Consider the following 12,238-nt stretch of genomic DNA (forward strand, 5'->3'; position numbering starts at 1 on the left):
TTCCAGCGCGTTGAGACTGAAATGTCCGCCTATCGGCGACGACGACAGGACAGGGCAACCATCGCGCACCTTCAGCCTTCACTCTTTTGAGACTATGTCAACAAAATTATTCCGGACACCAGTGGGCCTGCGCCGGAACGACACTGCTTAGCTGATGTAGTTGAACAACGACAGCCCGGACATGGTGGTGAACGATTTCTGCGCCGCCGTCAGCGTGGTCTGCTGCTGGGTGAACAGCGAGATCGCCGCCGTGTAATCAACGTCCTGCAATTGCGACAGGGTGGTGGCGTATTGCAACCCCAGATCGTCGCCGGAGCTGTCGAGGTAGTCCAGCTCTTTCAGCCGCGAACCGACCGCCGCCTGCACCGACAGCACATTGTCGGTGGCATTGTCCACATTCACCTGCAACTGATTGAGCTTGTTGCTCAGACTGGCCTGCCCCGCCGGACCGCTGCCCGGCGCGCGCAACGCGTCGATGAAGCCCTGCACGGTGGTGAAGATCGACTGATTGGTCGACGGCGCCACCGCGAAATTGTCGCCATCGGCCGGATCGCCCTTGACGTCGAACTGCACGCCGTCAAACGTGATGTTCTGCCCACTCACATAGGCTTGCGGCGAGGTCGTCACCAGCGCGCCGGTGGTGGTGTCGGTCACGGTGTAGGTGGTCTGCTTGGCCACGCCCGGGGTGGCCGGGACCACCTGGAAATCGATCTGGTAATTGTGGCCGGTCAGCAGGGTGGCATCCTTGACCGAGCCGGCACTGATGATGCCGCTGCCACCCCGGCCGTAGTTGGCCGGATCGGCGGTGGTCACGAAGGTGCCGTTGCCGGTGGTGTTGCTCTCAAAAACGGAGGCGCCGGAATCGGTGATCGGTATGCTGCGGGTCGAGCCCACTTGCAACGAGCGCTGGCCCTGGTCGCCCTGGTAGTCGGCGCCGGTGGCGGTCTTGGTGAACGGCAGCGTGGTCGATTTGTAGCCCGAGAACACATAGCCGCCCACGCCGTCCGCCGTGTTGGCGATGCCCAGCAGGTCGGACAGCCGCGCCTCCAGTTCCACCGCCACCGACTCGCGGTCCGAATCCGTGTACGAGCCATTGCCGGCCTTCACCGCCAGATCCTTGATGTCCTGCAAAATCGAGGTGGCGCTGGCCAGCGCCGTGGTTTCGGTCGACAGCACGCCCTTGGCGTTGGCGCGGTTGGTGGCCAGTTGGGTGTTCAGCGATTGCGACTGCGTCACTTCCAGCGCGCGCGCGGTGGCGATCGGATCGTCGGCCGCGGTCAGGTTCTTGCGGCCGGTGGACAGCTGCTGCTGCGTGCGCGACATGGCCGTTTGCAGCGAGGTGATGTTCTGCGAACCGATGTCGTAAATTGTCCGTGTGCTGATGCGCATGACCATAGAGCTACCCTATTCCCTTAATTCCCTTAATTTCCCAGGCTGAGCAAGGTGTCGAACAGCTGGCTGGCCACTTGCATGACCTTGCCGCTGGCCTGATACGCCTGCTGATAGCGCAACAGATTGGCCGCCTCTTCATCGAGGTTGACGCCGGACACGCTCTGCTGCGCGCTGGTGGCCTGCTTGACGGCGGCGTCGGCCGCCGTGCCGCTGATCTGCGCCTCGCGCGCCTTGGTGCCCACATAGTTGACCATCTGGGCGTAGGTGGTCTGGAAGGTGGCCTTGCCGCCGTCCAGGATGTTTTTGGTTTGCAGCCCGGCCAGCAAGGCACCGTTGCGGCTGTCGCCCACGCCGCTGGTGTTGGGGCCGACGGTGAAGGTGTCCTGGTCGGCCGGCGTGCCGCTGATGGCGAAGTTGACGCCGCCGAAGCTGATGTTGGCGCCGTCCGTGTACGGCACCGGCGTGCCGGCCGGATACACCGTGCTGCTGCCGTTGGCGGTCACCGTCACGTCCTGCCCGGCCGGGAAGCCGGAGAAGCTGTTGCTGGCCTTGTCGAAGGTCAGGGTCGAGGTGGCGGTCAGGGCATTGCCGGGCGTGAGGTAATTCGTATCCACCGTGCCGGCCGAGATCTTGCCGTTGCCGGCATTGGCGGTCGGCGCGGCGGTGGCGATCGGCGCCGCCAGCGCGATCTTGTCGCGGTCCTTGATGGCCACCGAAAAGTCCTTGGCGGCGGTGTAGGTCGGCCGCACCAGGAAGTTGTCGTTCTGCTGCGGCGTGCCGGTGATGCTGTAGGCCACGCCATCGATCACCTGCGGCGTGGTCTGCGGGAAGGGGTTGATCTGCGTGACCTTGCCGTCGCTCTTGCGGGTGACGTTGAAATTGGTGCCGTCGAAGTCGACGCTGTAGTCGCTGGCGGTCAGGCCGCCGGCGTCGACCACGGTGGCGGTCACGTCCGCCGTGCTGGCCGGCGAGTTGCGCGTGTTGGTGCCGACATAGGCCTGGATCGGATTGAAGAAGTTGGTGCCCATGGCGCCATTCTCATCCTGGCCCAGCACGTGCTGGGCGTTGAAGGCGGTGACCAGTCCGGCCGCCACCTGGCCCAGCGAGTTTTGCGCGCGGTCCATCGGGCCGTTGCGGAATTCCATCAGGCCACCCAGCTGGCCGCCGGTGAACACGTCGTCCGGCAGCGGCGTGAAGGCGCCGGCGTCGGTCTGATAGCCCAGCGTGACGCGGCTGACGTCGGTCGGCGAGGTCGAGGTGCCCAGCTGGAAGGCCTTGTTGGCCACCACCAGCGGCTGGCCGGTGCCGAACGACACGTTGAGCATATTGTTGTCGCCCGGGACCACGGTGACCTTGACCAGCTTGTTCAGCTCGGTCAGCATCTGGTCGCGCTTGTCCAGCAGGTCGTTCGGTTCGGCGGTGCTGGTGCTCAGGCCGGCGATAGTCAGGTTGATGTCGGCGATCTGCTTGGCGTAGGCGTTGATCTCGCCGACGTTGGCGGTGATCTGGTTGTTGACGCCGGACGCGATCTCGGTCAGGCGCGCGCTCATGCCCTGGAAGCGCGAGGCCAGCGATTCAGCGTTCGACAGCAGCGACTGGCGCGCGGCGGCCGAGGCCGGGCTGGCGGTGGCGTCCTGCACGCCGTTGAAGAAGTCTTGCAGCGCCGGCGACAGGCCGGCGGTGGGGTCGGCCAGCAGATTGTCGATCTGGCTGATCTGCGCGCTGTAAGCGTCCAGCGAGGCCTGGTTGGACTCGGCGTTGCGCAGCGAGGTGGCCAGGAAGTTGTCGTAATAGCGGCGCACAGCCTGGATCTCGGTGCCCGAGCCGACGTAGCCGAACCCCTGGTACTGGGTACCGGTATCGCCCTGGATCGCGACCTGGCGGTTGTAGCCGGGCGTGTTGGCGTTGGTGATATTGTTGCCGACCGTCGACAAGCCGACCTGTGCCGCCAACAAACCGCTTTTACCGATGCTGAGAAGACTGGACATAATATTTTTACTCTATCTGTAAAGGGTAACGGCAGATCGTGCCAAAACTTGATTACCCTGCCAGCGAGCGCTTGATGATGCTCGTCAGCTTGGTCGCATAGTTGGGGTCGGTGGCGTAGCCGGCTTGCTGCAAGCCGCGCGCAAAACTGCTGGCGTCGCCGGCGCTGGCCAGTACTTTTTCGTAACGTGGATTGCTTGCCAACAACCGGGCGTAATCCTTGAAGCTGTCGGCATAGCTGTCGTAGGCGCGGAAGCGCTCGACCCGGGTCTGGGCCTTGCCGTTGACGTATTCGGTGGTGGTGGCCTCGACCACCTTGCCCTTCCAGTCGCCGCCGGCCTTGATGCCGAACAGGTTGTGGCTGTTGGTGCCGTCACGGCCCTTGATCTCGCGCTTGCCCCAGCCCGATTCCAGCGCGGCCTGGCCCAGCATGAACTTGGCCGGAATGCCGGTGCTCTTGCTGGCCTCTTCCGCATGGGCCGCCAGTTTTTCCTGGAAGCTGCGCACGTGCGGCGCCTGCGAACCCTTGTTGGTGCTGGCGGCGGCGTCGGTGGACGAGGTGGTGGCCGTGGCGCTGGCGTTGCCGCCGGCGGCGGCGATCGCGCGTTGCAGCCGGGCGTCCATCAGGCTGGCCGCGCCCTGGAAGCTGCCGGCATTGGCGGCGCTGGTGCTGTCGCCGGCGTTGCCGATGTCGAGCGCGGCGGCGTCGGTCTTGGCCGACAACTGGCGCACCAGCATGTCGGCCAGGCCGATGCCCTTCTTGGCGATGTTCTGGCTGGTCTGCTGGTCCAGCATGGTCTGGAAGGTCTTGGTCTGCTGGCTGTCCATCATGCCATCCTGCGGCGTGGCGTCGCGCATGCTCTTCAACATCATGTTGACGAACATTGCCTCGAACTGGGTCGAGGCGGTTTTCAGCGCATCCTTGCCGCCGGCGCGGGCCTGCTGCTTGAGGCTGCCCATGTCCCGCACGTCCAGCGAAAATTTGCTGCTCAGGTCATTGTTGGTGGAAGTCTGGGAGGCCATGGCGATACCTGCTTAAATGATTTCCAGTTCCGCGCGCAGCGAACCGGCGGCCTTCATGGCCTGCAAGATGGACAACAAGTCCTGCGGCGTGGCACCGATGGCGTTGAGCGCCTTGACCACCTCGGCCAGCGAGGCGCCGCCTTTGACCATCATGACCTTGCCGCCATCGGCCTTGATGCCGACCTGGGGATTTTGCGTGACGACGGTGCGGCCGCCCGACAAGGGATTGGGCTGGCTCACCTGAGTATCGGCGTTGACCGATACTGACAGATTACCGTGAGAAATGGCGCACGTATCGAGCGTGACCGCGCGGTTCATCACCACCGAGCCGGTGCGCGCGTTCATGATCACCTTGGCCGGCTGCTCGGCCGGATTGATCTGCATGTCCTGTAGCGTACCGATGAAGCTGACGCGCTGGTCGCTGCTGCTGGGCGCCTGCACCCGGATCACGCGGCTGTCCAGCGCGTAGGCGATGCCGGCGCCGTACTTGTCGTTGATGGCTTCCACCACGCGGCTGGCGGTGGCGAAGTCGGCATTGTTGAGCTCCAGCTTGATCATATTGCCTTCGCCCAGGTTGGTGGCCACGGCGCGCTCGACCGTGGCGCCGCCGGAGATCTTGCCCACGCTCAGGTGGTTGACGGTCAGCGAGCTGCCGCCGGCGCCGCCGCCGGCCTGCACACCGACGCCGCCGACCAGCACATTGCCCTGCGCCATGCCGTACACCTGGCCGTCCGCGCCTTTCAGCGGCGTCATCAGCAGCGTGCCGCCGCGCAGGCTCTTGGCGTTACCCATCGACGAGACCGTGATGTCCAGCTGCTGGCCCGGCTGCGCGAACGGCGGCAGCGTGGCGGTGACCATCACGGCCGCGACGTTTTTCAGTTGCAGCTGCGAGCCGCCCTGCGGCAGGTTGACGCCCAGCTGTTGCAGCATGGAGATCACGCTTTGCACGGTGAACGGGGTCTGCGTGGTCTGGTCGCCGGAACCGTCGAGGCCGACCACCAGGCCGTAGCCCAGCAATTGGTTGTTACGCACACCGGCGATGCTGGCCAGATCCTTGATGCGCTCGGCCTGGCTGAACGGCGCCAGCAAGGACAAGCTCAACAGCAGCGCGGCTTTGATGGAAGTTTTCATGATGGTCAGAACGGCAGCAAGCTTTGGAAGAAGCGCGAAGCCATCGAGGACAACTCGGCGCGGTCGATTTTGTTGGCGGTGCGATACTCGACGCGGGCGTCGGCCACGGCGGTCGATTGCACGGTGTTGCCGGTGGCGATGCTGTCCGGGTTGATCATGCCGGAGAAGCGGATGTACTCGGTGCCCTTGTTCATGCCGATCTGCTTTTCACCGGCCACGATCAGGTTGCCGTTGGCCAGCACTTCCACCACGGTGACGCCCATGGTGCCGGTGAAGGCATTGCTGGCGGCCTGGGTGTCACCGTCGGAGTAGGTGTTGTCGGTGCTGACCGAGAGCGGATTGCCGAAGGTGCCGGCCAGCTTCTTGGGCATGGTGGCCGACACGCTGCCCGACTTGTTGCCGGTGGCGGTGCCGCTCTTGTTGGCCGAGGTACGCTCGGTAATCACCAAGGTCAGCACGTCGCCCACATGGCGCGCACGGCGGTCTTCGAACACCGGACGGAAGGCGGCCGGCTGGTAGATGGCGCCGTTGTTGGGCGTCGCCTGCATTTGTTCGGTGGTCAGCGGGCGCGCGGTCATCGGGCCGCTGACGATGGTTCCGGGCGTGGCGGCGCAGGCGCTCAGCAGCACGGCGGCAAGCAGGGGAATGGCGTGTTTCATGATGAGGTCCTTACATCTGCGACAGCTTTTGCAGCATCTGGTCCGAGGTGGTGATGGCCTTGGAATTGATCTCGTACGCGCGCTGGGTCTGGATCATGTTGACCATCTCCTCCACCACGTTGACGTTGGAGGTTTCCACATAGCCTTGCAGGATGGTGCCGGTGCCGTTGGTGCCCGGCGTGTTCTGCTGCGGCGCACCGGAGGCGGTGGTTTCCACATACAGGTTCTCACCCTTGGATTCCAGCCCGGTCGGGTTGATGAAGGTGGCCAGTTGCAGGCTGCCCAGCTGCTGGGTGGTGGTGGCGCCGTTGGTGCCGGCCACATTCACCGACACGGTGCCGTCGCGCGCCACGGTGATCGATTGCGCGGTGATCGGGATGGTGATGGCCGGTTGCAGCACAAAGCCTTCCGAGGTCACCATCTGGCCGTTGCTGTCGCGCTGGAACGAGCCGTCGCGGGTGTAGGCGGTGGTGCCGTCGGGCAGCAGCACGGTGAAGAAGCCGCTGCCATTGACCATGATGTCTTTATCGTTGCCGGTCGATTGCGGATTGCCCTGGGTGTGAATGCGCTCGACAGCGACGGCACGCACACCGGTGCCCAGCTGCAAGCCGGACGGCAGGTTGGTCTGCTGCGACGATTGCGCCCCCGGCTGGCGGATGTTCTGGTACAGCAGGTCCTCGAACACGGCGCGCGATTTCTTGAAACCGTTGGTGCTGACGTTGGCCAGATTGTGGGACGTGACGTCCATCTGCGTCTGCTGCGCTTCCATGCCCGTCTTGGCGATCCATAAGGAACGTATCATGATGCTTCTCCCAATGCCGGACGAACATCAAGACTGTTCATCCCATGCAAGCATTATGCGGGAGAGGCCATCAACTCAAAGCGAGGATCTGGGTGGCTTTTGCGGCGTTATTCTCGGCGTTCTTCATCAGGCTCATTTGCATTTCGAACTGCCTTGCCAGACTGATCATGTTGACCATGGAGTCGACCGGGTTGACATTGCTGCCCTCCAGCGCGCCATCGACCACGCGCACATTGGCGTCGTTCTGGGCCGGCGTGCCGTCGGCCTGGCGGAACAGGCCGTCATCGCCGCGCAGCAGGGTCTTGCTGTCCGGGTTGACCAGCTTGATGCGCCCCAGCGTGTTGCTCGGTCCCGGCTGGAAAGTGTCGTTGATGACGCTGACCGTACCGTCGCTGGCGATGCTGATCTTGGTGTCCGGCGGCACCGCGATCGGGCCGCCGTCGCCGATCACCGTCTGGCCGCCGCTGGTTTGCAGGATGCCGTTTTCACTGATCTTCAGGCTGCCGTTGCGGGTGTACGCCTCCGAACCGTCGGCCGACTGCACCGCCAGCCAGCCCTGGTCGCGGATGGCGATGTCCAGCGCGCGGCCGGTGGTCTCGATCGGGCCGGCGCGGAAGTCCGAGCCGACCGTGGCATCGACCACGAAGGCGCGCGTGGGCAAGCCCTCCGACACCACCGGCACCGCCCGGAAACTGTCGAGCTGGGCGCGGAAGCCGGTGGTGGTGGCGTTGGCCAGGTTGTTGGACACGGTGGCTTGTTGCTCCATCACGTGTCGCGCCCCGGTCATCGCGGTGTAGACGAGACGGTCCATGGCTTAGCCTATTAACGCAGGTTGACCAGGGTTTGCAGGATCGAGTCCTCGGTCTTGATGGTCTGCGCATTGGCCTGGTAGACGCGCTGCGCGGTGATCATGTTGACCAGCTCGGCGGTGAGGTCGGTGTTGGAGGTTTCCACCGCCGCCGAGCGCAGCTGGCCCATCGAGCCAGCATTCGGCACGCCCACGGTTGGCGGACCGGAGGCCGAGCTTTCCGCCCAGGCATTGTTGCCCAGCGGGGTCAGGCCGTCGACGCTGGCGAAGTTGGCCATGGCGATCTGGCCCATGGCGCGCGACTTGCCGTTGCTGTACTGGCCCAGGATCACGCCGTTCTCGTCGATCGAGTAGCGCTGCCAGGAACCGGCCGAGTAACCGTTCTGGGTCGAGCCCAGGTCGTTGGTGACGCTGCCGTACTGGGTGGTCTTGTCGAAGGTGGTGGCGATCGTCATCGGCACTTGTGCGCCCGTGTCAGGGAAGATCGGCAGCTGGATCTGGAACGGCAGCGTTTGCGGATTGGTCATCAAGGCCATCGCCTGCGGGTCCAGCGCGCCGTTCTTGGTGAACAGCAGCGTGCCGGCCTTCACCGCTGGCACGGTGATGGCGGCGCCCAGGATGGCGTTGATCTGGTCAGGCGTCTTGCCGGTGATCGAACCGCTGACGGTCGGGTCGAGCGCGGTGTAGGCGGCGGTCAGCGCGTCCAACTGGGCTTGGGTAGCCGCCGCCGGCGGCGTGCTGGCGGCGGTCAGCATGGCCTGGTAGGCGGCGGTGGCATAATTACCGGCGGCCAGTGCGATGGCGGCCGGGTCGGGGGGGGTGGCGCGCACGGCGTCGTTGTAATCGTTGCGGGCCGTGATGGTCGGACCATCGGTGGCCACAGTGGCGGCCACGCTGGCCGACACGACTTCCTTGTTGTCAGCGGCGGCGTACACGTCCCAGGTGTTGGCATCGGTCTTGACGTAGTAGGTCGTCATGATGTGCGCGGTGCCTAGCGAGTCGTACACGTTCAGCACGGTCTGCTTGTTGTAGCTGGTCGGATCGTTGGCGTCGAACGGAATCGTGGTCGGCACCGTTTCAGCCGAGCTCAGGTTCAGCTGGAAGTTGGCTTCGGTGGTTTGCACCGGGGTCAGGTCGGACTTGTCCAGCGTCAGCGGCACCGGCGCGCCCAGCTGGATCACGCCAGCCTTGTTGGACAGGTAGCCGGTCAGCTGCGCGCCCTGCGCGTTGACCAGGGTGTGCGATGCGTCCTCGTGGAACTGGCCGTTGCGCGAATACTGTACGGCGCCGTTCACCACCAGGCGGAAGAAGCCGCCGCCGTTGATGGCCACGTCCAGCGGATTGCTGGAGGTCTCGATATTCCCCTGCGTGAACTGCTGCGCCAGTTTGGACACCGTCACACCGATACCGGCATTCTGGCCCGACACGCCATTCAGCGAATTCGCGTACAGGTCGGCAAACTGCGCTTGCGACGCCTTGAAGCCCACCGTGCTGGCGTTGGCAATATTGTTGCCGATAACGTCCAGCGATTTGGATGCAGCATTCAAGCCGCTCAGTCCTTGTTGGAACATGGTATTCCCCTATCTAGGTGTGATACTGCTTACAGAACTTCTTTCACATCGCTCATGGCGAAATGGCCGAGCGAGGTATTCAGTTTGACGCCGCCGCTGCCGGTCGACACGCTGGCCACGGCCGCCAGTTGCAACGGCGTGGCGGTGACCTTGCTGCCGGCGTTGCTGGCTTCGACGGTGAAGCTGTACTCGCCGGCTGCCGCCGTGGTCTTGGCGTCGGTGGTGCCGTCCCAGGTGATCGGGTAGGTGCCGGCCTCGGCGTTGGTCATGCTCATGGTGCGCACCGTCTTGCCGGCCTTGTCCACGATGTTGATGGTGACGCTTTGCGCATCGGACGGCAGGTCGACGCCGAACACGCTGGAGCTGGTGGTCTTGCCGTCGGCGTCGGTGCTGCTGCTGAGCGTGATGCCCTTGCCTTCCACCAGGATGCCCTTGCCGATCAGGTTGATGGCCGTGGACGACTGCGTGCTGGAGATGTCGGTGCGCAGCGATTCCAGCGTGGCGTTGACCTTGTTGATGCCGGTCACGGTCGACAGCTGGGCCAGCTGGCTGGTCATGGCGGCATTGTCCATCGGGTTCAGCGGGTCCTGGTTTTGCAGTTGCGTCACCAGCAGCTTCATGAACTTGTCCTGGTCCGCCTGCACGCTGTCGGTGCTGGTGGTCGTGGTGGTGGCCACGCTGTTGGTGCTTGCCGCCTTGGGCGTATCGATAATGCCGCTAATAGCCATGATGTTCTCTTAATCAGGATTGACCGATGGTCAGGGTTTTCAACAGCAGCGTCTTGGCCGCGTTCATGGTTTCCACCTGCGTCTGGTAGGAGCGCGAGGCCGACAGCATGTTGACCATCTCGTCCACCACGTTCACGTTCGGCATGGTGACGTAGCCGTTCTCGTCGGCGGCCGGATGCTTGGGGTCGTACACCATCTTCATCGGCGACTGGTCTTCCACCACTTGTTTGACGCGCACGCCGGTGGCGGTGCCGCCGTTGGTCGGCGTCTGCGCCTCGAACACCACCTGGCGCGCGCGGTAGGCTTCGCCGCTGGCGCTGGTGGCGCTGTCGGCGTTGGCCAGGTTGGAGGCCACCACGTTCAGGCGCTGCGCCTGCGCGCTCATGGCCGAACCCGATACATCGAAAATTTTAAACAGCGACATGATCAGCTCCCGGATTGGATCGCGGCCATCATGGCCTTGATCTGGCCGTTGATGGCGGTGATGCCGGCCTCATAGCGGATGGCGTTGTCGGCGAACTGGTTGCGCTCGACGTCCATGTCCACCGTGTTGCCGTCCACCGCGCCCTGGACCACGCCGCGGTACAACAGCGGCGTGCCATCGGCCAGCGTACCGGCGTCTTGCAGGGGGTTGGGGTAATGCCTGGCAGCGGTGGTGTTCAGGGTTTGTTTGGCGTCCGGATTGGCCTTGTCCAGCGCCGCTTGCAGCGCGCTGCTGAAATCCATGTCGCGCGCCTTGTAATTCGGCGTGTCCGCGTTGGCAATGTTGGAGGCGAGCACGGTCTGGCGCGCCGAGCGCAGGCTGAGCGCGGTCTCATTAAAGCGCAGATAATCGTCTAACTTGCTGCCGAGCATGATTCGCTCCCCTTCCACATTGGTGACAGGTTCGATGATACGGAGTTGACCGCTGTCACCATCGGGCGATAAGCCTCGTTTTTCCCGCCCTATTCCAAGCTTCAAGTCCAGGCCGCCAGACTATGATGGCAACATTGAAGGGGAAACCGACGCCATGAAATCTCGCTCACTGTCTCGCTTACTTACCACCGCGCTGGCCGCCAGTCTGCTGGCCGGCACCGCCGCCGCCCAGAGCGGCCGCCAGGACATCGCCGTGCTCAAGCGCACCGTTGAACAGTTCCTACAAGTGCAGGCCGGCGGCCTGCCGGGCGAGGTGACGGTCAACGTGGGCGCGGTCGATCCACGCCTGAACCTGGCCGCCTGCCCCGATCCGCAAGCGTTCTTCATGCCCGGCGCGCGCGCCTGGGGCAAAACCTCGGTCGGCGTGCGCTGTGCGACGCCTTCCGCCTGGACGGTCTATATTCAAGCCAGCGTCACGGTGGTGGGCGACTACGTCGCCAGCGCCGCGCCGCTGGTGCAGGGCCAGCCCATCGACGCCGGCCAGCTCACCATCCTCAAGGGCGATTTGACAATGTTGCCTGCCGGGATAGCCACCGACGTCAACCAGGTGATCGGCCGCAGCGCCACGGTTTCGTTACCACCGGGAACGCCTTTGCGCCTCGACACCCTGCGCAGCAAGCCGGTGGTGCAGTCCGGCCAGCTGGTGCGCCTGGTGTCCAGCGGCAACGGTTTCAGCGTATCGTCCGAGGCGCGCGCCATGAGCACGGCCGGCGAAGGCCAGGTGGTGCAGGTGAAAGCGGCCAATGGCCAGCAAATTACCGGCATCGCCAAGAGCGGCGGCACGGTGGAGGTGGCATTTTGAGCAACATGCGGCACAGTCCAGCTAAAGTTTCCGGCCGCGCCGCCGTTACCGACTCAGATCCCGGAGTTTCGTACTCCTAGCTGAGAAGGAAATGCTGTGAAAATCAATGACACACTAAAGAGCACGCCCGGCCTGCCGTCGACGCCCGCGGCCACCTCCTCCACCGCGCGCGGCGCGGAAAAGGCGGCGGAAGCGGCACCGGCGAATGTTGCCTCGGATAACGTGCGCCTGTCGCCGCAAGGCCAGGCTATGGCGGCCAGTTCGGCCGGCGGCGCCAACGCCGTGTTCGACACCAAAAAGGTCGAGCGCATCAAGCTGGCGATTGCCGACGGTCAGTTCCAGGTCAACTCGGAAAAAGTAGCGGATGGCTTGCTGGATACCGTCAAGGATCTGCTGCACTCAAGAAAACGATAGGATCATC

At 64.2% G+C, this 12,238-nt stretch carries 13 protein-coding genes; 2 read left to right on the forward strand and 11 right to left on the reverse strand.

Annotated elements, in window-relative coordinates; translation table 11 throughout:
• Positions 1–147: 147 nt before the first annotated feature.
• The 11 genes from flgL to flgB form a co-directional block, all read right to left on the reverse strand.
• Positions 148–1,395, reverse strand: a complete 1,248-nt coding sequence (gene flgL / locus GM676_RS21985; RefSeq protein WP_155466101.1) for a flagellar hook-associated protein FlgL — start codon at positions 1,393–1,395, stop codon at positions 148–150.
• A 26-nt stretch (positions 1,396–1,421) separates the two neighbouring features.
• Positions 1,422–3,380, reverse strand: a complete 1,959-nt coding sequence (gene flgK / locus GM676_RS21990) for a flagellar hook-associated protein FlgK (protein WP_155466103.1) — start codon at positions 3,378–3,380, stop codon at positions 1,422–1,424.
• A 52-nt stretch (positions 3,381–3,432) separates the two neighbouring features.
• Positions 3,433–4,401 (reverse strand): flagellar assembly peptidoglycan hydrolase FlgJ, encoded by a 969-nt coding sequence (flgJ, locus tag GM676_RS21995; protein WP_155466105.1) that lies wholly within the window; start codon positions 4,399–4,401, stop codon positions 3,433–3,435.
• A gap of 12 nt (positions 4,402–4,413) precedes the next feature.
• Positions 4,414–5,532 (reverse strand): flagellar basal body P-ring protein FlgI, encoded by a 1,119-nt coding sequence (locus tag GM676_RS22000; RefSeq protein WP_155466107.1) that lies wholly within the window; start codon positions 5,530–5,532, stop codon positions 4,414–4,416.
• Positions 5,533–5,537: 5 nt separating this feature from the next.
• Positions 5,538–6,191 carry a flagellar basal body L-ring protein FlgH gene (locus GM676_RS22005; RefSeq protein ID WP_155466109.1) on the reverse strand — a complete coding sequence of 218 codons (654 nt, stop codon included), beginning with the start codon at positions 6,189–6,191 and terminating at the stop codon, positions 5,538–5,540.
• A 10-nt stretch (positions 6,192–6,201) separates the two neighbouring features.
• Positions 6,202–6,993, reverse strand: a complete 792-nt coding sequence (gene flgG / locus GM676_RS22010) for a flagellar basal-body rod protein FlgG (protein WP_155466111.1) — start codon at positions 6,991–6,993, stop codon at positions 6,202–6,204.
• A 70-nt stretch (positions 6,994–7,063) separates the two neighbouring features.
• Positions 7,064–7,804 (reverse strand): flagellar basal-body rod protein FlgF, encoded by a 741-nt coding sequence (flgF, locus tag GM676_RS22015; RefSeq protein ID WP_155466113.1) that lies wholly within the window; start codon positions 7,802–7,804, stop codon positions 7,064–7,066.
• 11 nt (positions 7,805–7,815) lie between these two features.
• Positions 7,816–9,372 (reverse strand): flagellar hook protein FlgE, encoded by a 1,557-nt coding sequence (locus GM676_RS22020; RefSeq protein WP_155466115.1) that lies wholly within the window; start codon positions 9,370–9,372, stop codon positions 7,816–7,818.
• A 29-nt stretch (positions 9,373–9,401) separates the two neighbouring features.
• Entirely contained in the window at positions 9,402–10,100 is a 699-nt protein-coding gene (locus GM676_RS22025) for a flagellar hook assembly protein FlgD (protein WP_155466117.1), read from the reverse strand.
• Between the two features lie 13 nt (positions 10,101–10,113).
• The gene (gene flgC, locus GM676_RS22030; protein ID WP_155466118.1) at positions 10,114–10,524 is read right to left on the reverse strand and encodes a flagellar basal body rod protein FlgC; all 411 of its coding nucleotides are present in this window, start codon (positions 10,522–10,524) and stop codon (positions 10,114–10,116) included.
• Positions 10,525–10,526: 2 nt separating this feature from the next.
• Complete coding sequence (gene flgB, locus GM676_RS22035; protein ID WP_155466119.1) at positions 10,527–10,955, reverse strand: flagellar basal body rod protein FlgB; 429 nt, start codon at positions 10,953–10,955, stop codon at positions 10,527–10,529.
• Positions 10,956–11,109: 154 nt separating this feature from the next.
• Here flgB and flgA point away from each other — a divergent pair, with 154 nt between their 5' ends.
• Both flgA and flgM read left to right on the forward strand, forming a co-directional pair.
• Positions 11,110–11,817: a flagellar basal body P-ring formation chaperone FlgA gene (gene flgA, locus GM676_RS22040; RefSeq protein WP_170304340.1), complete on the forward strand. Its 708-nt coding sequence runs from the start codon at positions 11,110–11,112 to the stop codon at positions 11,815–11,817.
• 96 nt (positions 11,818–11,913) lie between these two features.
• Positions 11,914–12,231, forward strand: a complete 318-nt coding sequence (gene flgM, locus GM676_RS22045) for a flagellar biosynthesis anti-sigma factor FlgM (protein WP_161015074.1) — start codon at positions 11,914–11,916, stop codon at positions 12,229–12,231.
• Positions 12,232–12,238: the final 7 nt, after the last annotated feature.

This window comes from Duganella radicis, assembly GCF_009720825.1.
In the GTDB taxonomy this organism is placed as follows: Bacteria; Pseudomonadota; Gammaproteobacteria; order Burkholderiales; family Burkholderiaceae_D; genus Rugamonas; species Rugamonas radicis.

Excerpts from the sequence above, each read along its gene's own strand:
- flgG (WP_155466111.1), bottom strand. The coding sequence starts at position 6,993 with ATGATACGTTCCTTATGGATCGCCAAGACGGGCATGGAAGCGCAGCAG.
- flgK (WP_155466103.1), bottom strand. The coding sequence starts at position 3,380 with ATGTCCAGTCTTCTCAGCATCGGTAAAAGCGGTTTGTTGGCGGCACAG.
- GM676_RS22000 (WP_155466107.1), bottom strand. The coding sequence starts at position 5,532 with ATGAAAACTTCCATCAAAGCCGCGCTGCTGTTGAGCTTGTCCTTGCTG.
- GM676_RS22020 (WP_155466115.1), bottom strand. The coding sequence starts at position 9,372 with ATGTTCCAACAAGGACTGAGCGGCTTGAATGCTGCATCCAAATCGCTG.
- flgA (WP_170304340.1), top strand. The coding sequence starts at position 11,110 with ATGAAATCTCGCTCACTGTCTCGCTTACTTACCACCGCGCTGGCCGCC.
- flgL (WP_155466101.1), bottom strand. The coding sequence starts at position 1,395 with ATGGTCATGCGCATCAGCACACGGACAATTTACGACATCGGTTCGCAG.
- flgF (WP_155466113.1), bottom strand. The coding sequence starts at position 7,804 with ATGGACCGTCTCGTCTACACCGCGATGACCGGGGCGCGACACGTGATG.
- GM676_RS22005 (WP_155466109.1), bottom strand. The coding sequence starts at position 6,191 with ATGAAACACGCCATTCCCCTGCTTGCCGCCGTGCTGCTGAGCGCCTGC.
- flgJ (WP_155466105.1), bottom strand. The coding sequence starts at position 4,401 with ATGGCCTCCCAGACTTCCACCAACAATGACCTGAGCAGCAAATTTTCG.
- GM676_RS22025 (WP_155466117.1), bottom strand. The coding sequence starts at position 10,100 with ATGGCTATTAGCGGCATTATCGATACGCCCAAGGCGGCAAGCACCAAC.
- flgB (WP_155466119.1), bottom strand. The coding sequence starts at position 10,955 with ATGCTCGGCAGCAAGTTAGACGATTATCTGCGCTTTAATGAGACCGCG.
- flgC (WP_155466118.1), bottom strand. The coding sequence starts at position 10,524 with ATGTCGCTGTTTAAAATTTTCGATGTATCGGGTTCGGCCATGAGCGCG.